The sequence below is a fragment of the Streptomyces sp. AM 4-1-1 genome (genome assembly GCF_029167625.1).
Taxonomy (GTDB): Bacteria; Actinomycetota; Actinomycetes; order Streptomycetales; family Streptomycetaceae; genus Streptomyces.
The window spans coordinates 4,304,447-4,323,505 of the sequence record NZ_CP119145.1 but is presented as its reverse complement, the minus strand read 5'-3'; the positions used below and the strand labels follow the sequence as shown (position 1 = coordinate 4,323,505).

12 protein-coding genes are annotated in these 19,059 nt (G+C 71.0%); 4 read left to right on the top strand and 8 right to left on the bottom strand.

The annotated features are described in order from the left end of the window. Positions 1-79: 79 nt before the first annotated feature. The 3 genes from PZB75_RS18270 to PZB75_RS18260 are packed head-to-tail and all read right to left on the bottom strand — an operon-like array spanning position 80 to position 9,658. On the bottom strand, positions 80-961 hold the full coding sequence (locus tag PZB75_RS18270) for an SDR family oxidoreductase (RefSeq protein WP_275536378.1): 882 nt from the start codon (positions 959-961) through the stop codon (positions 80-82). A 32-nt stretch (positions 962-993) separates the two neighbouring features. Beyond that, on the bottom strand, positions 994-2,205 hold the full coding sequence (locus tag PZB75_RS18265; RefSeq protein ID WP_275536377.1) for an FAD-dependent monooxygenase: 1,212 nt from the start codon (positions 2,203-2,205) through the stop codon (positions 994-996). 1 nt (position 2,206) lies between these two features. After that, entirely contained in the window at positions 2,207-9,658 is a 7,452-nt protein-coding gene (locus tag PZB75_RS18260) for a non-ribosomal peptide synthetase (RefSeq protein ID WP_275536376.1), read from the bottom strand. A gap of 192 nt (positions 9,659-9,850) precedes the next feature. On the opposite strand from PZB75_RS18260, the gene PZB75_RS18255 reads away from it, so the two are divergent. Continuing rightward, on the top strand, positions 9,851-10,642 hold the full coding sequence (locus PZB75_RS18255) for an alpha/beta hydrolase (RefSeq protein WP_275536375.1): 792 nt from the start codon (positions 9,851-9,853) through the stop codon (positions 10,640-10,642). A gap of 172 nt (positions 10,643-10,814) precedes the next feature. Here the strand turns inward: PZB75_RS18255 and PZB75_RS18250 are convergent, their stop codons facing one another. After that, the gene (locus PZB75_RS18250; protein ID WP_275536374.1) at positions 10,815-12,020 is read right to left on the bottom strand and encodes an MFS transporter; all 1,206 of its coding nucleotides are present in this window, start codon (positions 12,018-12,020) and stop codon (positions 10,815-10,817) included. A gap of 128 nt (positions 12,021-12,148) precedes the next feature. Here PZB75_RS18250 and PZB75_RS18245 point away from each other — a divergent pair, with 128 nt between their 5' ends. Further along, entirely contained in the window at positions 12,149-13,057 is a 909-nt protein-coding gene (locus tag PZB75_RS18245; protein WP_275536373.1) for a LysR family transcriptional regulator, read from the top strand. A 55-nt stretch (positions 13,058-13,112) separates the two neighbouring features. On the opposite strand, the gene PZB75_RS18240 is transcribed toward PZB75_RS18245, so the two are convergent. The 4 genes from PZB75_RS18240 to PZB75_RS18225 all read right to left on the bottom strand — a co-directional run bounded on the left by PZB75_RS18240 (position 13,113) and on the right by PZB75_RS18225 (position 16,532). Continuing rightward, a complete protein-coding gene (locus PZB75_RS18240; protein ID WP_275536372.1) occupies positions 13,113-14,387 on the bottom strand; it encodes a GAF domain-containing SpoIIE family protein phosphatase in 1,275 nt (424 codons plus the stop codon). Positions 14,388-14,512: 125 nt separating this feature from the next. Beyond that, positions 14,513-14,866, bottom strand: a complete 354-nt coding sequence (locus tag PZB75_RS18235; protein WP_275536371.1) for a hypothetical protein — start codon at positions 14,864-14,866, stop codon at positions 14,513-14,515. Then, complete coding sequence (locus PZB75_RS18230; RefSeq protein WP_275536370.1) at positions 14,863-15,411, bottom strand: DUF6232 family protein; 549 nt, start codon at positions 15,409-15,411, stop codon at positions 14,863-14,865. Before PZB75_RS18230 ends, PZB75_RS18235 begins: the two co-directional genes overlap by 4 nt. Positions 15,412-15,782: 371 nt before the next feature. Continuing rightward, positions 15,783-16,532, bottom strand: coding sequence for an alpha/beta fold hydrolase (locus PZB75_RS18225; RefSeq protein ID WP_275536369.1), 750 nt, complete (start codon positions 16,530-16,532; stop codon positions 15,783-15,785). 758 nt (positions 16,533-17,290) lie between these two features. Here PZB75_RS18225 and PZB75_RS18220 point away from each other — a divergent pair. Together PZB75_RS18220 and PZB75_RS18215 are read left to right on the top strand one after the other, a co-directional pair. Beyond that, positions 17,291-17,482, top strand: a complete 192-nt coding sequence (locus tag PZB75_RS18220; RefSeq protein WP_275536368.1) for a DUF3073 domain-containing protein — start codon at positions 17,291-17,293, stop codon at positions 17,480-17,482. A gap of 583 nt (positions 17,483-18,065) precedes the next feature. After that, positions 18,066-19,025, top strand: a complete 960-nt coding sequence (locus tag PZB75_RS18215) for a M28 family metallopeptidase (RefSeq protein ID WP_275536367.1) — start codon at positions 18,066-18,068, stop codon at positions 19,023-19,025. Positions 19,026-19,059: the final 34 nt, after the last annotated feature.

Here is a 19,059-nt window from a genome sequence, read left to right as displayed (position 1 = left end):
GCCCGCCCGGCGGTCCGGTCCCGGACCGCCGGGCGGGCGGCATCGGCCCCCGCTGCTCCCCCGCTCCCCCGCTCCCCCGTTACTGCGTGATCGGCCGCAGCCGGCGGTCGAGTGCCCGGTCCGGCAGCGCTCTGCGCAGCACGCTCAGCGTGCGGGCGTCCTTGCCGACCTGGTACCGCGTCCGGGCGGAGACGCTGGTCAGGGCCCGGACCACGGTCCGCGCGAAGTCCTCCGGGCGGGTGGTGCTGTCCCTGGCGCCCTGCTCGTTCAGCTCCAGGAAGCGGCCGAACGCGACGCTGTACGGCGCGACGGTCTCCTCCGGCAGGTCGTCAAGGGCCGACCGCGCGCCCTGCGAGAGCTTCGCCCAGATCGGCGTCATGATCGCGCCGGGCTGCACGACCGACACCTGGATGCCGAACTGCCGCAGCTCGCGCCGCAGTACGTCCGACATCGCCTCCTTGGCGAACTGGGCCGCCGCGTAGGCGCCGAGGAACGGCAGCGCGACGCTGCCGAGCCCCGACGTGACGTTGACGATCCGGCCACGGGACCGCCGTAGCAGCGGCAACACGCTCTGCGTCACCCGCAGTTGGCCGATCACATTGGTGTCGAGCTGGTACCGCATCCGGTCCGGGGTGACGCACTCCAGCGGCGCCGAGACGGCCACCCCCGCGTTGTTGACGAGGGCCCACAGACCGGTGTCACCCACCGCGGCGGTGATCTCCTTCACCGCCGCGGCGACCGACTCGTCGTCGGTGACGTCGAGACGGACCGGGGTGACCCGGCCGGTGGTGTCGTCCCCGACGAGTTCGTCACCGGCCGCGGACGTGCGCACCCCGGCGAACACCTGGAAGCCGACGCGGGCCAGATGGAACGCGCAACTGCGGCCGAGCCCCGAGGAGGCGCCCGTCACGAGGACGTACTTCCCGTCGGGGGGAAGGATCTTGGACGTGTTGAAGGACATGGGTGTTCTCCTGCCGTGCGGGTCCGGGGCGGTCACTGCGGGAAGGTGAGGGCGTTCTCCAGCGTCCGCGTCAGCCTGCGCTTCGGCAGGAACCTGAAGTAGGCGTCACGGACCGGCCGGCGTATCGGGTCCTCCGACTGCTCGAAGGTGCTGATGGAGCGCGAGGCCGTGACCACCGCCCGGGTGCGTTCCCGGCGCTCGTCCTCGTACCGGCGCAGCGCGGTCGGCACGTCCGTGCCGGGGACGGCCAGTTGGCGCCCGAGCACCACGGCGTCCTCGATGGCCATGCACGAGCCCTGCCCGAGGCTGGTGAGCATCGGGTGCGCGGCGTCGCCCAGCAGGGTCACCGGCCCCTTCCCCCACCGCTCCAGGAAGACCCGGTCCCGGGACGGCACGCCGAGGATCGCCTCCTCGGGGGTGGCCCGGATCGCCTCGCGCACCACGTCGGCCCAGCCCGCGTAAGCGCGTTCGACCTCGGCCTTGGTGCCCCGCCAGTTGTGGGACTCCTCGGTGGGCATGTTCTTGGTGCCCCACCAGTAGAGGCGGCCGTCACCCATGTCGACCATGCCGAAACGCTGCCCGCTGCCCCAGTAGTGGGTGACGGAGCCCGGGGCGAACCGGGGGTGCGAGAACGGGATGACGGCGAGCCAGCAGATGTACCCGCTGTCCCTCGACGCCTCGGGGCCCGCGAGCTGTCCGCGGACCACCGAGTTGAAGCCGTCCGCGCCGATCAGCACGTCGCCGCGCACCTCGCTGCCGTCCGCGAACCCGACCCGTACCCCGCCGTCGGCGCCGGCCTCGTCCGTCTCGAACCGTTCGGCCTGCGCGCCCAGCGTGACCGGGATGCCGGACGCGGCGTCGAGCAGCGCGTTCTGGAGGTCGGACCGGGTGATCAGGACGCTCGGCACGCCCAGCCTGCCGATGATCTCGGGGAACGGGAACTCCCGTATGAGCCGTCCGGTGGCCGTCCTCACGTGGTACGACTCCAGCGGGCTGCCGTGCTTCTCCAGGTCGATGCCGAGGTCGAGGGAGCGCAGGGCCGTGATGGCGTTGCTCATCACGGAGAGCCCGGACCCGGCGGCCCGCAGTTCGTTCGCCCGCTCGTACACCTCGACGTCCAGGCCCGCCTTGCGCAGGGCCACGGCGGCGGTCAGTCCGCCGATGCCCGCCCCGATCACGATCGCCTTCCGGCGGGCCGGGAGCGGCCTCGCCGTGTTCTCGCCGTCTTCCAGGTGCTGTGTCATCTCAGTGCCCGATCAGTTCGGTGATGGTCGTGACCATGTGGGCGACGTACGGCTCCTCCATGATCGTGAGGTGGTCGCCGGGGACGACGACCAGATCGAGCGCACCGCTCGTCCGTTCGCCCCAGCCGTTGTACGGATCACGGTGCATGCTGTCGATCGCCGTGTGCATCGAGTGCAGGACGTCCGGCAGGGGCTCCTTCGCCCGGATCAGCACCATGTCCTGGTCCGCCGTCGGCGGGCGGTAGTCGAAGGCGGCCCGCCAGTTCGCCTCGTAGACGTGGAACAGCCTGCGCACCACCGCGCCCGTGCTGCCCGAAGGCAGCACGCCCTCGTCGATGGCGAGCTGGGCGATGAAGTCGAACTTCTCGTCCAGCGTCTCCAGTTCGGCGGGGATCAGCTCCAGCGGCGAGTCGCCACCGCGCTGGAGCCACAGCAGCTCCCAGAAGAACCAGCCCAGCAGCGCGTTGTCGTCGGTGGTCAGTCGGCGCCCCGGGTTGAGCGCGGTGGTGTCGAGCAGGACCAGTCGCTGCAACTCCTCCCCCGCCTCCTTGAGTTGGCGGGCGATCTCGAAGGCGACGAAGCCCCCGAAGGACCAGCCGCCGATCACGTACGGCCCATGGGGCTGGACCCGGCGGATCGACTCGATGTAGCTCGCGGCGATCTCCTCGACGCTGCGCAGCGGGTCGGTCCCGGCGTCGACGCCCGCGGCCTGGAGGGCGTAGAACGGCTGGTCGTCCGGGAGGTACTTGGCGAACCGGACGTAGCACAGGACGTTGCCGCCCATCGGGTGCACGAAGAACATCGGCCGCCTGGTCCCGTTCGGCCGGATCGGCACCAGGGGGTCGAACTCGTCGGTCGCCCCGCCCGAGCGCAGCTTCGCCGCGAGGGCGGCGACGGTCGGCGCGGCCACGAACTCCGAGAGCGGCACATTGATGCCGTACCGCTGCTCGATCACGACGACCAGGCGCATCGCGGTGAGCGAGGTGCCGCCCAGGTCGAAGAAGTTCTCGTGGATGCCCAGGGCGGGCAGGCGCAGCTGCTCGCGGACGATCTCCGCCAGCGTCTGTTCGTACGCGTCGCGCGGGGCCGTGCTGTCCGTCGCGTCGCTCACCGTGAGCGGCATCCCGCGCAGCGCCGCGTCGTCGCGTTTGCCGCTCGGGGTCAGCGGCAGCGCGTCGAGCGCTTCGTAGTGCGAGGGCACCATGTACTCGGGGAGCACGGTGCGCAGTTGCTTGTCGAGCAGGCCGATGCCGGACTCGTCGGCGCCGCCCACCAGGAACGCGGCGAGGAAGGAGTCGTTCCCCTCGCGGCTGCGGGCGACCACCGCGGCCTCGGACAGGCCGGGGAGTTCCGCGGCGAACCGGGTGATGGCCAGTTCCACCTCCGAGGGTTCGACGCGGTAACCCCGGACCTTGACCTGCGAGTCGGCGCGGCCCAGGCAGACGATGTCGCCGCCGGGGAGCGTGAATCCGAGGTCCCCGGTGCGGTACAGCCGGTCCCCCGGCGCGCCGAAGGGGTCCGGGACGAAGCGCTCGTCGGTCAGCTCGGGCCGGCCGATGTAGCCGTCGGCCAGGCAGTCCCCCGCCAGATGGATCTCGCCCTTCACCCCGACGGGCACCGGGCGCATCCGGGCGTCCAGGACGTGGACCCGCGAACCGTCGATCGCCCGGCCGATCGGGGGCAGCGCCGGGAACAGCGCCGGGTCGCCCGTCATGGTGTGGGTGGTGACGACGTGGGACTCGGTGGGACCGTACTGGTTCTCCAGGATGATCCCGGGCACCTTCGCGCACAGCCGCCGGATCTCGTCGGTGACGCGGAGCTGTTCGCCGGAGGAGAGCAGCGCCTTGAGGTGGCTGGGCACCAGCCCCAGCGAGTCGGCGGCCTCGGCGAGCTGCTGGAGCGCCACGTAGGGCAGGCACAGGCGCTCGACGCGCTCGGCCTCCAGCAGCCGCAGCAGCGCGGGCATGTCGCGGCGCTCGTCCTCGGACAGGATGCGCAGGGTGCCACCGCCGCTGAGCGTGGAGAAGATCTCCTGGAAGGAGACGTCGAAGCTCATCGGCGCGTACTGCGCGGTGACACCGCCGGCCACCCCGCTGGGGACGCGGTTCTGCCAGGCGACCAGCCGGCTGAGCGTGCGGTGCGGCTGCGCCACCCCCTTGGGGCGCCCGGTGGAACCTGAGGTGAAGAGGATGTACGCGGTGTCCTCGGGTGCGATGGCGGGCAGCGGGACGGCGTCGCCCCCGGCCTCCGTGCCCCCGGCAGGCGTACCGCGCCGGGCCTCCGTGTCCCCGGGGCCCGTACCGTCCTCGGCCGCCGTGGCCCCGGAGGGCGTACCGCCCCCGGCCGTCGGCGCGCCCCGGCCCGTACCGCCTAGGACGTCCTCCACTGTGAGCACCGTGGAGCCGTCGCCCAGCCGCCCGGCCCGGTCGGCGTGGGTGATGACCCGGAAGGGGCGGGCCTGCTCCACCATGTCGGTGAGGCGTTCCACCGGGTAGCTGGTGTCCAGCGGTACGGTCGCGGCGCGCGCCTTCAGCACCCCCAGGAGGACGGCGATCGTCTCGGGCGAGCGGTCCAGGGCGACGCCGACCCGGTCGCCCGGCCGGGCGCCGAGTGCGAGCAGCGTGCGCGCCACCCGGTCGGACGCCCGGCCCAGCTCGGCGTAGGTCCAGCTCGCGGCGCCGGACACCAGGGCGGTCGCGTCGGGGGTGCGGGCGGTCCGCGCCTCGACGGCGCGCACGACGTCGAGGGGTTCGTCAGGTGCTGCGGAGTCCGGTCCGGTGACGTCCTGACCCGCTGAGTCCTGACCGGCGGAGTCCCGACCGGTCGAGTCCTGACCGGTCGAGTCCTGCTCGGCGAAGCCCTTCGGTGCGGCCGTCGGCCGGCCCGCCGGCTCCTCGCGCAGGAACCCGAAGTCGACCGGCCCGTCCGGGTGTTGGGTCATGCGTCGCAGGACCGCCGTGAAGCCGTCGGCGTACAGGTCGGCCTGGGCAGGGCTGAAGGTCCGGCCGTGGCAGTCCAGCCGCAGCCTGATCCGGCCGTCCGTGGGATCGGTCATGGCGTTGACCAGCAGCTGGAAGTTGGTCTCCTCCCATGTCCGGAAGTCGCGCATGGCCACGCCCGGCAGCGCGAAGACCTCGGTGAGCTGGCGGAAGTGGATGTAGTTGAAGGCGGTTTCGAGGACGGTGACGCCCAGGTCCTCCTGGACCGCGCTGAGCGGGTAGCGCCGGTGGGGGTACGTGCGCTGCTCCTGCCGGAACGCGTCCTGGACCACCTCGGCCCAGGTGCCCGCGGCCGTGTCGAGCCGCACCGGCATGGTGTTGAGGAACAGACCGGCGATCCGTTCGGCCCCCTCGTGCTCGGGGCGGCCGTGGGTGACCAGCCCGGTGGTGACGTCCGGTGTCCCCGAGTACAGGCTCAGGGCGAGCGTGTGCGCGGTGAACAGCACGGACTTCAGGGGAAGTTCGCGGTCCCGTGCCAGGCCGCGCAGCCGCTCGGTCAGCTCGTCGGGCAGGTCCACGATCCGGGTGATCAGCTCGTCCGTGCCCGGCGCCTCGTGCGGACGGAACTCCTCCAGTCGCAGCAGTGGGGCATCCGTGAGGTAGTCGCTCCAGAACTCCTGGCTCTCGGCGGACTCCAGGGCGTGGCGTTCGGCGAGCACGTGGTGGGCGGGTGAGGGCAGCGCCTGGTCCGGCACGGCCTCGATGTCCTTGCCCAGGCCGTGGAGATGGTCCTGGAGCAGTTCCCGCACGAGGTTGGCGACACTGCCGCCGTCGAGGATCGCGTGGTGGAAGCTGAGCACCAGCTCGACGGTGTCCCGCAGGACGTGCACGCGGAACAGGTACAGCGGCGCCCGCTCGAAGTCGTACGGGTGGAAGCGGCGTTCCTCGATGTGTGCGCTGATCTCGGCGCGGGCGTCCTCCTCGGAACCGTCCCGCAGATCGACGATGTCCAGCCCGCCGCGCACGGTGGTGTCCACGATCTGCAACGGCTCCGAGTAGCCGCCCAGATCGAAGGAGGAACGCAGGACGGGATGGCGGTCCACGAGCCGCGCGAAGGAGTGGCGAAACGTTTCTTCATCCCAGTCGAACGTGAAGGTGTACTGGAAGACGTCGTGGTAGACGGCGGAGTCCTCCTGGGCCCGGCTGTGGTAGAGCAGACCGAGTTGCAGCCGGGTCAGCGGATAGGCGTCCTCGCGGCCCTCCAGCCGGGCCCGGTCCACTCCGGACACCAGCTCGAAGGGGGCCAGCCGCCGGTCGCCGCCGGTCGCGCCCGTCGTCGTGCGGACGGCCAGTCCGGCGACGGTGGGGTGGCTCATCAGATCGGTGAGCGAGAAGTGGACGCCCCGCTTCTCGGCCTGCGCCCGGACGCGCAGCATGGTGATGGAGTCGCCCCCGAGGGCGAAGTAGTCGTCGTGGACGCCGACGCTTCCCGTGTCGAGCCCGAGCACGTCCGCCCAGACCCCGGCCAGCGTCTCCTCCGTGGCGCCGCGCGGAGCCACGTGCTTCCCGGCGGGACCGCCCGCGGTCCGTGGCGCGGGCAGCGCCCGGCGGTCCGCCTTGCCGTTCGGGGTGAGCGGGACCCGGTCGATCCGGACGAGATGTGCCGGAATCATGAACTCCGGCAGTAACGTCGCGAGTTCGGCGATCACCGCGGCGGCGTCCAGCTCGGTGTCCGCCACGTAGTACGCGGTGAGATAGGTGCCGCGCGCCTGCGAGTGATGGTCCACCACGACGGCGTCGCGCACCCCGGACACCGAGGCCAGCCGGTTCTGCACCTCGCCCAGCTCGACCCGGTTGCCCCGGATCTTGACCTGTCCGTCGATGCGTCCGAGGTATTCGACGCTGCCGTCGGCGAGCCAACGGGCGAGGTCTCCGGTCCGGTACAGCCGCCCGCCGGGGGTGTACGGGTCCTCGACGAACTTCTCCGCGGTCAGCGCCGGCCGGTCCAGATAGCCCCGGGCGACACCGACCCCGCCGATGTACAGCTCGCCGGGCACCCCGCCGGGCTGGAGGCCGCCGTGCGCGTCCCGCACATAGAGCTGGATGTTGTCGATCGGGCGGCCGATCGGCACCCGGCCGACCGGCCGCGCCGGGTCGGACGGGCAGTCGTGGTACGTCACGTCGACGGTCGCCTCGGTCGGCCCGTACAGGTTGACCAGCTTCGGCGCCGGACCCGGTCCGTCCGCGAAGACCCGGTTGAACTGCTCCACCCGGGCCGGGGGCAGGGCCTCCCCGCTGGCGAAGACCCGGCGCAGGGACGTCACACCGCGCCGCGCCTCGGGGCTGTCCTCCAGGAGATCGAGGAAGGGCCCGAGCATCGACGGGACGAAGTGGGCCGTCGTGACGCCCTGTTCGGCGATGGTCCGCGCGATGGCGCGCGGGTCCTTCTGGTCACCGGTCGGCAGCAGCGTCAGGCTCGCGCCCTCGATCGCCCACCAGAACAGCTCCCACACCGAGACGTCGAACGAGATCGGCGTCTTCTGGAGCAGCACGTCGTCCGCCCCGATCGGGTAGCGGTTCTGCATCCAGGCCAGGCGGTTGACGACGGAGTGGTGCTCGACCATGGCGCCCTTGGGCCGGCCGGTCGAGCCCGAGGTGTAGATGACGTACGCCAGGGTGCGCGCGGTGGCGCCCGGAGCGGTCGCACCGGACGCGTCGAGCGGTTCGAGCGGTCCGTGTGAGCCCTGGGTCAGCGTGTCGGCCCGCAGCACCCGTACCCCGTCGCCCACCACCGGCTCCGCGCCGCCCGGGTCCACGAGCACGACCCCGGCGCGGCTGTCCTTCAGGAGGAACGCGATCCGCTCGGCCGGATAGCCGGGGTCCACCGGCACGTACGCGCCACCGGCCTTGAGCACACCGAGCAGCACCACCAGCAGCCGGGGACCGCGCTCCATCAGCACGGCGACCCGGTCCTCGACACCGACGCCGTGGGCACGCAGTTCTCGCGCGACCTGGTCCGAGAGGGTGTCCAGCTCCCCGTAGGTGAGCGGGGCGGAACCGTCGGCGGACGTGATCGCGACGCGGTCCGGGGTGCGCGCCGCCTGCTCGGACACGAGTCCGTGGACGGTCCGGTCGCTCGCGTACGGGACGGCGGGCCCCCGGCCCCGGTCGATGAGTGCCGCCCGCTCGTCCTCGGTCAGCAGGGGGAGCAGGGCGGCGGGGCGGTCCGGCTCGGCGAGACCGTTCCTGAGGAGGGTGAGCAGGTGCGCGGCGACCGAACCGATCGGGAAGTCCTCGTCGAAGACATCGCCGGCGCCGTCGAGGTCGACGCGCAGGTCCTGTTCGTCGCCGGAGGTGCTGATCATGACGGACAGCGCGTCCTGGCGGTGCACCGGTGCCACGACCAGCGCCGGGCGCCCGGGGCCCGGGCGGGGGTGGCGCAGATACGAGATCACGACGTCGAACAGCCGGCGGGAGCCGTCCGCGCCCGCCGGGAGATCGCGGAGTACGTCGCCGAGCGCCGCCCGCTCGTGCGGGCGCACGGCGTCCACCTGGGCGCGGACCCCGGCCGCCAGTTCGCGCAGGGTGACGCCGGCCCCCACCGGGACCCGTAACGGAAGGCTGTTGGCGCGCTGCCCGACGGTCGCGAGTTCGGCGTCGCCGCTCCGGTTGCGGAAGGGGACGCCCAGGACGACCTCCTCCGCGCGGTGCACCCGTGCGAGGTAGGCCGCGAACACCGCCGACACGAACGCGAAGGGGGAACTCCCCTGCCGTCTGATCCGCCGGACCAGCTCCGCCTCCACCGTGAAGGTGTGCCGGACGCGGCGCGGCGCGTCCTCGCCCCGGCCGGTGGTCCGGCGGGCGAAGAGGGCGGGAACCACGCCGTCCAGCGCCTCGCGGTGGAAGGAGCGGTCGCGCTCGTACGCGTCGGACGCCCGGTAGGCGGTGTCGGCCTCGACCAGAGTGAGAGCGGAGGGGGCGGCCGGGCGCGTCTCCCCGGCCGTGTTCCCGGCCGTGTTCCCGGCCGACAGACGGTCGTACTCCGCCCACGTCTGGAGACTGACCTGGTTCAGCGCCCAGGCGTCGGCTATCAGGTGATGGGCCTTCAGATGCAGATGGGCGACATCGTCGCTCTCCCGAAGGATCGCGGCCGCGAACAGTCTCGCGCGGCGCAGGGCGAACGGACGGGCCAGCGACTCTCTCTCCCAGCCTGCGCGGGCCGCCGCCGGTTCCGGTTCTCGGGACAGATCGACGAACTCCACCCACGGGGTGCCTTCGTCCTCGTCCGACACCCACTGATGGGGTACGCCGTCCTCCTCGTCGAAACGCAAGGAGAACGCGTCGTTGCGCTTGAGCACGTTTTCCAGGGACGACCTCAGAAGTTCCAACCGCACATCGGGGCCGAGCCTCTCCCCGAAGATCACATTGAACTGGGAATCCGGGATTCCGTGGGATTCGGAGACCCAGATGTCACGCTGGTACGAAGTGAGCGGAAATCGAGAAAAAGAGGACACAATTACCTCTCCCGGCGAAAGACTTCGAGTCCAGTTCGACGTAGGTCACGCTCGATCTGGCCGTGCTTCAGCCAGGACACTACTGCTCGTTCGAGTGAATACGGCCACCTGTCCGAGTAGTTCCATGAGCCTGCCATCCAGATTTCACAAAGTTTTTGTGAGTATTAATGTTGCCCGCCCTAGGATCGGATCATGGCTTCCCCAGGTTCTCCCTCGACCCCACCCCTCACGTTGGGCTCCGGCCCTGGTCTCCTGCTCGCGCACGGGGCAGGCAGCGACGTCCAGGACAGTTACGGGCCACTGCTCCGCCGGCTTTCCGCAGACCACACGGTGATCGGCCCCGACTATCCGGGTTCCGGGGACGTCGCGCCGCTCGACCGGCCGTTGACACTCGACACACTCGCCGACCACATCGTGGAAAGCGCGGTCGGAGCGGGCTTGGAAAGATTCGCGATATCCGGCTTCTCGATGGGCACGGCCGTGGCGGTACGCGCGGCGACCCGCCACCCGGACCGGGTGACCGCTCTCGTGCTGTCGTCGGGTTTCGCCCGGCCCAATGCCCGTCTGCTGCTGCTGATCGAAACATGGCGTGTGCTGGGCAGGGACCCGAAGGACGCCAGAACTCTCGCCGGTTATCTCTCCCTGGTCGTGAACAGCACCGAATGGCTGGACGCGCTGTCCCCGGCGGAGACCGAGGAACAGCTCTCGCTCTTCGCCTCCGGAATGCCGGTCGGCGCGGACGCGCAACTCGCCCTGTTCGAGCACATCGACGTCCGAGAGGACCTGGGCCGGGTGTCCGTGCCCACGCTCGTCGTCTCCCCGCTGGGCGATCTGCTCACCACGCCCGTTCACTCCCGCGAACTCGCCGAGGGCATCCGGGGCGCCGAACTCGTCACGCTGGACTGCGGCCACGCGATCGCCGCGGAGCGCCCGGAGGAGTGGGCCGACGTCATCACGGCGTTCCTGGCCCGGACGAACCCCTGAGCGGCCCCTGAGGAACCTCTCCTCCGGAACCCCTGAGGACCGTCCCCCGACCGGGACGGTCCTCAGGCGTGTCCGCGGAAGTCCCGCGCACCGCGCCGGACCGGGCGACAGGACCCGGTGCCAGGCCCCGGTATCAGGACCCGGCGTCAGGACCCGGTATCAGGACCCGGCGTCAGATCCTTCCGTCGACCGGGGCCCGCCCGGTCGCGGCCGTCAGCAGGGCGCCGATCGCGAGGGCCCCGCCCAGCCACATCGCGGCCGTGATGCCGATGCCGTCCGCCGCCAGACCACCCACCAGCGCACCGAGCGCGATGGCCGCGTTGAAGACCCCGACGAACAGCGAGGAAGCCCCCTCGCGCGCCTCCGGCGACGAGACCAGAATCCACGTCTGGGTGCTCACCGACACCCCTCCGTACGTCAGCCCCCACACCGCCATCAGCACACCCGCGACCAGGAGGGACCCGCCCACGGCGGGCAGCAGCAGGACGGTGGCCGCCATGACCCCGCTGATGAGCAGCAGTGTCGTACGCGGCGAACGGACCGCCCCGGCGCCCGAGATGAAGTTGCCCGCGACCCCGGCGACCCCGTACACGAGGAGCAGCGTGCCGATCATGCCCGCGCCGGCTCCGGAGACGTCTTCGAGCACCGGCCTGACATAGGTGTACGCGGCGAAGTGACCGGCGACGACGAATCCCACGACGATCAGTCCCGTACGGACCTGGGGGTTGGCGAACAGCCGCATCACACCGCTCAGCGGGACGGCGCGCTCGGCGGGCAGCTTCGGCAGCAGGACCGCGAGCGCCACCAGCACGAGGAGCGCCAGCCCGGCGGCGGCCACGAAGGCCGCGCGCCACCCCGCCGCCGCGCCGAGGTACGTACCCGCGGGGATGCCCAGCACGGACGCCACGGCGATCCCGCTGAAGACCAGCGAGGTCGCGGAGCCGACCGCCTTCGCGGGGACCAGACGCACGGCGAGGCCCGCCGCGATGGCCCACACCCCGCCCATCCCGATGCCGACCAGCACCCGCGCCGCGATCATCACACCGAAGTTCGGGGCCCACGCCGCCCCCAGGTTGCCGATCACCAGGACGGCCATCAGCCCGCACAGCACCAGCCGTCGCCCGTACGCTCCGAGTGTGGAGGTCAGCAGGGGGGAGGAGACGGCCGCGACCAGACCGGTGATCGTCAGGGTGAGACCGGCGGTGCCCTCGCTGACCCTGAGCGCATCGCCCATCGGGGTCAGCAGCCCGACGGGCATCATCTCGGAGGTCACCACCGTGAACGTGCCGACGGCCAGGGCCACCACGCCCAGCCAGCCACGCAGCGCCGACCGTTCCCGCACCGGTGTCGTTCCCGTGGATTCCTCAACTTGCGTCATGCGTCAAGAGAACCGAGCCCGGCGGCCAGGAACAACAGCCAACCTCTCATCCTTCTATGAGCGGGGCTCATGGAACGGAACACGCCACCCCCGAGCCGGGAGGAGTCCCCGATCCGAGAGGAGCGCTCATGAGCAATCTGGAGATCCGAGAGGTGGAGGCGTTCCTCGCGCTGGCGGACGAGCTGCACTTCGGGCGGGCGGGCGAGCGGCTGTACCTGTCGCAGAGCCGGGTCAGCCAGCTGCTGCGTTCCCTGGAGAGCAGGATCGGCGCCCGCCTCGTCGAGCGCACCAGCCGCCGGGTCGGCCTCACCCCGCTCGGCGAACGGCTGGCGACCGGCCTGCGCCCCACGTACGCCGCGCTGCGCGCGGTACTCGACGAGGCGTCGGCCGAGGCCAGGGGGGTCGGCGGACTGCTGCGCATCGGCTTCCAGGGCAGCGTCAACGACCAGGTCATGAACGCCATCACGCTCTTCCAGAGCAGGTACCCGGACTGCGCCACGGAGATCGTGGAGATCCCCTTCTCCGACCCCTTCGGCCCCCTCCACCGCCGCGAGGTCGACACGGCGGTGGTCCTGATGCCGATCGAGGAGAACGAACTCGTCCTCGGGCTGGTCTTCTCGAAGCAGCCGCAGACACTCGTGGTGTCCACCCGGCACCCGTTCGCCAAGCGCCGGAACCTGACCGCCGAGGACCTGGCCCGCTGCCCGCTCATCAGCGTCCACGGCGCCGCCCCCGAGTACTGGCGCCGGGCGCAGGCCCCCCGGCACACCCCCGGGGGCCTGGACATCCCGGTCGGTCCCACGGTGAGCACGCTCCAGGAGGGCCTGGCGCTGGTGGCGGCGGACCGGGGCGCCATGCTCCTGTGCCACCCCACCGCCGACTACTACGGGCGCCGCGCGGTCACGTTCGTCCCCGTCACCGGGCTCGACGACTCGTTCCTCGGCCTCACCTGGCACCGCGACCACGGGAACGCCCGCGTCCACGCCTTCGCCCAGGCGCTCACCAGCACGGCGGAGGCGGCCGAAGGGAAGGGGTGAGCGCCCACGGCACGTACGCCCCCGCGCCCTCGGACGGCACGTACCGGCTCCGGCGTCAGCGCACCCGGAGGGCGAGCAGCGCCACGTCGTCCCGGTGCTCGCTCAGCATGCGGGCCAGGATCTCGTCGAAGAACACCTCAAGGGGTTCCCCGGCGAGCGGACCCGCCTGCTGACGGAGCCGGACGAATCCCCGGCCGATGTCCTCGCCCGGCCGCTCCACCAGACCGTCGGTGTAGAGCAGCAGCGTCGACCCCGAGGGCAGGACGTCCAGCCGGTCGGTCCGGGGAACGCCGAGGTCCACGCCCAGCGCCACATCGGGTTCGTGCTCCAGCAGTCCGGTCGTACCGTCCGGGTGGATCAGCAACGGCGGCGGGTGCCCGGCGTTGGCCCACCGGAACTCGCACGCGGCGCCCCCGCACACCCGGCCGACCATCGCGGTGACCAGCTCGATGTCCGTGAGGCCCTGCACGACCCGGTCCGTCCGGCTCATCACCCCGGCCGGCGTGTCCTCACCGTCGTACGCCAGGGCGCGCACCATGTTCCGTAGCTGCGACATCCGCACCGCGGCCGGCAGGTCATGGCCCACGACGTCCCCGATCGCGAGCATCATCGACCCGTCCGGGAGCTGGAAGGCGTCGTACCAGTCACCACCGACCTGGGCGTACTCACGGGCGGGTACGTACCGCGCGGCCAGCTCCCCCAGCCCCGTCGTCCGGGCGTCCGGGAGGACCGGCAGCAGCGAGCGCTGCATCGCCTCGGCCGTGCGCTGTTGCAGCAGATAGAGCCGGGCGTTGTCCAACGTCAGCGCGGCCCGGTGCGCCAGCTCCGCGCCCAGCGCCACCTCCTCCTCGCTGAACTCCGGGGCCGACGCCGTGCGCAGGAAGGTGAGCGCCCCCATCACGTCCCGCCGGACCCGCAGCGGTACGACGAGCGCCCGTACGGCGCCCGTCTCCTCGTACAGCCGCCGCTGCGCCGCCGGTTCGTCGGCCGCCGTCACGTCCTCGACGAGCTGTGGCCCCGCCCCGTCCAGCACCCGGCCGAGCACGGAGGAGGTGAACTCCGGCCTCGGGTGCTCGGTCACCGACAGCGCGTGCGAAGCGGACCCGTCGGTGGTGACCTGGGCGACCCGGAGCCGGCGCACCCCGCCGTTCTCCGCGATGTCCACCACACAGGCGTCGCCCATCCGCGGAACGACCAGATGGGCGAGTCTGCGCAGGCTCTCCTCCCCGTCCAGACCGCTGCTGAGCGCGGCACCGGTCTCGGTCACGAGCCGGGACCTCGCCAATGCCCGGCGCAGGGCCTCCCGCTCTTCCCGAGGATCGCCGCTCATCCGCTCTCTCCCTGTGGACCACGCTCACCCCACCGTAGAGCGACCACGCCGCCCCCGCTCGGGCAAGCGGTGCGGGAGCGCGCCGCCGAGGACCAGCGCGGGATCGCGGGGCCCCGCGGCCCGCCTCAGGCCCCGATGAGCTCGATCAGGGAGCGGACCGCGTCGGCGACCGGCCGGCCGACCGCGCCCACGGTGGCGGCGATGCCCGCGACGGCCATCAGTGCCCGGTGCCGCTCCTCCGGGGGAACGGCCGGGTCGGCCGTGATGGCCGGGAGGGAGTCCTGGATGCACCGTGCCGATGCCGGGGGCACCTGCGTCTGCAACTGCCGCAGCAGCGCCGTCAGTTCCACGATCGCAGCACGCAGGGCGGGGTCCGCCGACGAGGAACCGGTCTGCGCGGAGCCGCCGTTGACCATGCCGATGTTGCACGTACCGCCGTGCATGTTGACGACTCTGCCGTAGTAGTTGTCCCCGCTCATGAGTTCGCCATCCCCACGTTGCCGGAGCCGCCGTACATGTTCACGGCGTCGCCGAAGTAGTAGTTGCTGGGGTTGCTGATCGTCAACCGTTCCACCCGCACCTGGAGTTCGGTCTCCGGGTTCTCTATCGCGTGCGCGATCCGGTGGACGAGCTGGTTCAGCTGCTCGGGCTGCCCGGTGACCAACGCGGTCGACAGGCCGTTCGACTCGACGGCCATGACGAAGTGCGAGGAGGCGGTCACCACGGCGAGCATGTCCGCGAAGAAGTAGATCAGGCCGCCCACGGCGGCGATCCAGGTGAACGTGATGAAGCCGTCGAAGCCGGAGTCCTCCCGCGAGAGGAAGTCGGCGATCGCCCCGAACAGCGTGAACGCCATCGCGACGATGAGCGTCAGCGCCGCCCGTTTCAGGAACCGGCGCACCGCCTCCGCCCGCCGGGGGTGGAGTACGAAGGTGTAGACCCGGGCGACGTTCTGGAGCGGGTAGACCGCCCCTCCCACCCACAACAGCCTTTTGGTGACGGTGAGATCGAGCGAGGTCGGCATCCCGAAGCGGGGGGCGGGAGGCGCCCCCGGTGGGCTCTGCGGCAGCGACGGCCCCGCCGGCTGCGAGGCCCGCTGCGGCGGAGGGGACGACGGGGGCGGTGTCGGCGGCTGCGGCGGTGTCGGTGGCCCGGTTGCTTCCATGCTTCCCCCTGGTAAGGAACGGTGAGAGCGCGTCGCCCATTTCGCAGCGCGCCGGAGGTACGGATCGTGTCGAGGTGGAGCCTCATTAAGCACCCGGCGCTTTTCTGCCACAAGTCGAATTCAAGGCAGACCACACCCCCCGGACGCCGAAGGGCGGACCGTTCGGGCCGTCCGGTTCCGCACCCCGGCGGGCGGCGCGGGCGTGGACCGGCCGGCCGCCGGGGTGCGTCTCATCCGGTGCGCACGCCGCCGAGCGCCTTCCTGATCACCGCGGCCACCTCGTCCGCGTACTCGTCCAGATAGAAGTGCCCCACCGGAAAGACATGGCATTCGCCCGGCAGCGCGGACTCCTCCAGCCAGTCGGCCGCCCGGTCCGGGGTGACGACCGGGTCGTCGTCCCCGACCAGCACGGTGAACGGGATGTGCAGCGGTGGCCCCGGGCACCAGGTGTACGTACGAAGGGCCAGGTAGTCCGCACGCACGGCGGGCATCACCATCTCCAGCAACTCCGGTTCCTCCAGCAGGAGTCCGGCCCCACCGAGGCGGCCCATCTCGGCGATCAGGGCCGGGTCGCCGACGATCCGGTCGCTGGGGGGCGGCACCACGGTGGGACGCCCGCGCCCGGACAGGAAGAGCCGCACGGGCGCGGGCACCGACATCTCCTCCAGCCGTCGGGCCGTCTCGTACGCGATCGCCGCACCCATGCTGTGCCCGAAGAACGCGTAGGGCCGCTCGGTGCCGAGAGCGCTCACCACCTCGTCCGCGATGTGATGGGCGAGCCCGATGATCGACTCGACGGGCGGTTCCCGATGGCGGTCCTGGCGCCCCGGGTACTGGACGGCGCGCACATCGACGTCAGGGGCCAGCGCGCCGGACAGCGACAGATAGGCGCTGGCGGCGCCGCCCGCGTGCGGGAAGCAGAGCAGTCGCACCCCGCTCGGGGATGTGCGCTCGAACCGTTTGAGCCACCGGCTCTCCATATCGGTCTCCATTCCCGCGGCGGTCCGCCCTGGGCGAGGTCGCCGCCGCTCGGTCGCGTCGGCAGAGATTGGTCAGAGAATCCGGAACCGGCGCGACACGCACACGGCCACGCCCCAATGACCGACGGACACAATACGCACGGGGAACCAGTAACGCTTCCGGCCCGGACAGAGCGCGAACGACCCTCCTCCACCCGTCCGCACCTTCACTCGTCCCGTTCCTTACCCAGATGTGGACGGCCGCCCACATGTGGAGGGCGGCCGATGTGAATTCAGGTTTTCCGGTGCGCGTCTTTCGGCGGAATTGCACGGGGGACGGAGAGGGCGGGGCGAAGCCTGTGCACCGGAGCCCGTGAAGGTTTTACGGCGGAACCGGGCGAACGGTCGAGCTGCCGGAGAATTCGCATCCGCCGTACGCCCTGAGGGCTGGGCCGGAAGCTGGAACCGGGATCAGCGGCCGGGGGCCCGCGCGTGCGACCGTGGCCGGCACCGGAGGCCCGCGACCCGGGAGCGAGCCGGACGGAGCACTGGACGCGCCAGGGAGACCGTCCTCGGTTCCCGCTCGCCCGGTTCAGCGGTGGATTCGCAGGTCAGGCGGGTGAGCGGGGCGCTGTGAGCCGGTTTCGGGAGACCTCCGGCGATCCACTGCTCGGCGCAAAAGAGCCGGTGTACACATGGTAGCATTTGACGGGTGACGTAAAGACGAGCGGGCCGCCACGAGCGGGTAGCGCCGCTCCTACCTCCCAGGAGATGTGGCTATGGGTCGTGGTCGCGCGCGCGCCAAGCAGGCGAAGGTCGCCCGGGAACTCAAGTACTCCACGTCCGTGACGGACTTCGAGGCTCTACAGCGGGAGCTCGCCGGCGGGTCGACGGTTCGGAACAAGGACCCCGAGCCCGACCAGGAGTTTCCGGAGTATCAGCCGTTTGAGCGCTCCTACCGCGAAGAGTGACGGGCCGCTGAGCGCCTGAATCCGTACGTCGCCCGACGGCGTCGGTCACCACCGACGCCGATCGCGCCGGTGCCTGACACCCGAGACTCACTCCGACCGTCCGGCACCCTCCTCAGTGTGTTTCCGTGCGCATGTGGCCGACGCGGTTCGATGGCTCCCATGACGCACTGGAACCGTTGTTCGATCCGGTCGAACGAGCCAGATTCGCGGCGAATGAGGGTCAGGCGGGCCGTCAGCGCCCACCGCTGGGCCGCGCCGTCAACCCTTGACCGGGCTCGAACGGTGGCGGGTACCCCACGGGCCGCCCCTCCGCACGGCCGAGCACAGGTCGTCGACGCGCGGACGCCGCGTCCGGCCGCCACGACCCTCCCGCCCCCACGGAAAGCGCGTGAGGAATTCGGCACGCACCGGATTCAATACCTCCGCGCAATCGGAATCAACCGGTCCGCAAACGGGAACGCCACTTCGAATTCACGGAACCCGGATTACCCGAATGCGTTGACCACACATCACATTTCATGTGAGGCTTCTCAGTGATCCAACTCCTCCTGGCGAGGAGTTTGTTTCCACAACGGAGGTTTCCTTGAAGTCCAGCAATGCCCTGCGCACGACTCTCGCGACCTGCGCCGCCGCCGGTTTAGTCCTCTCCCTCACCACCGGGGCCCAGGCTTCCGCGCCTCATACGCACAGGACGCACAAGGCCGCCCCGGACATTTCCGTCAAGGCTGTGCAGAAGCATCTCTACGCACTGCAGAAAATCGCCGACAGGAACGGCGGCCACCGGGCGCACGGAAGTGCCGGATACCAGCAGTCCCTCGACTACGTCAAGGGCATTCTGGACAGGGCCGGCTTCAAGACCTCGGTCCAGGAGTTCGAGTTCGGCGGAAAGAAGAGCTACAACCTTCTCGCCGACTGGCCGAAGGGCGGCAACCGGCACGGCGAGACCCTGATGGTCGGAGCGCACCTGGACTCGGTGGACACCAGCCCCGGCATCAACGACAACGGAAGTGCCGTCGCCGCCGTCCTCGAAACCGCGCTCGCCGTGTCCAAGGGCGAGATCAAACCGAACAAGCATCTGCGTTTCGCCTGGTGGGGCACGGAGGAGGAAACCTTCATCGGCTCGACGTACTACGTCGACCACCTCACCCCGGCAGAACGCGGCAGGATCAGCGCCTACGTGAACTTCGACATGATCGCCTCGCCCAACCCGGGGTACTTCGTCTACGACCAGGACGCCGAGATCGAGGGCCTGTTCAAGGACTTCTTCCGGCGCAAGGGCATCGACACCGAGCCGGCGACGGCGCTCGACGGGCGCAGTGACCACGAGTCCTTCCGCGCCAAGGGCATCCGTGTCGGCGGCACCTTCACCGGCTCGGCCGAGATCAAGACCGCCGCGCAGGTGCGGAAGTGGGGCGGCACCGCCGACGAGGCCATGGACAAGTGTTACCACCTCGCCTGCGACACCCCCGCGAACATCAACAAGAAGGCCCTCGACCTCAACAGCGACGCCATGGCGTACGTCGTGACGCGGCTGAGCTCCTGAGAACACGGCGTCGGTCCGTCCGGTGACCGAACTC

Bases quoted from the DNA above. Each gene is read 5' to 3' on its own strand.
- PZB75_RS18220 (WP_275536368.1), top strand. From the start codon at position 17,291: ATGGGTCGTGGTCGCGCGCGCGCCAAGCAGGCGAAGGTCGCCCGGGAA.
- PZB75_RS18265 (WP_275536377.1), bottom strand. From the start codon at position 2,205: ATGACACAGCACCTGGAAGACGGCGAGAACACGGCGAGGCCGCTCCCG.
- PZB75_RS18270 (WP_275536378.1), bottom strand. From the start codon at position 961: ATGTCCTTCAACACGTCCAAGATCCTTCCCCCCGACGGGAAGTACGTC.
- PZB75_RS18225 (WP_275536369.1), bottom strand. From the start codon at position 16,532: ATGGAGAGCCGGTGGCTCAAACGGTTCGAGCGCACATCCCCGAGCGGG.
- PZB75_RS18230 (WP_275536370.1), bottom strand. From the start codon at position 15,411: ATGCCGACCTCGCTCGATCTCACCGTCACCAAAAGGCTGTTGTGGGTG.
- PZB75_RS18240 (WP_275536372.1), bottom strand. From the start codon at position 14,387: ATGAGCGGCGATCCTCGGGAAGAGCGGGAGGCCCTGCGCCGGGCATTG.
- PZB75_RS18235 (WP_275536371.1), bottom strand. From the start codon at position 14,866: ATGAGCGGGGACAACTACTACGGCAGAGTCGTCAACATGCACGGCGGT.
- PZB75_RS18245 (WP_275536373.1), top strand. From the start codon at position 12,149: ATGAGCAATCTGGAGATCCGAGAGGTGGAGGCGTTCCTCGCGCTGGCG.
- PZB75_RS18255 (WP_275536375.1), top strand. From the start codon at position 9,851: ATGGCTTCCCCAGGTTCTCCCTCGACCCCACCCCTCACGTTGGGCTCC.
- PZB75_RS18250 (WP_275536374.1), bottom strand. From the start codon at position 12,020: ATGACGCAAGTTGAGGAATCCACGGGAACGACACCGGTGCGGGAACGG.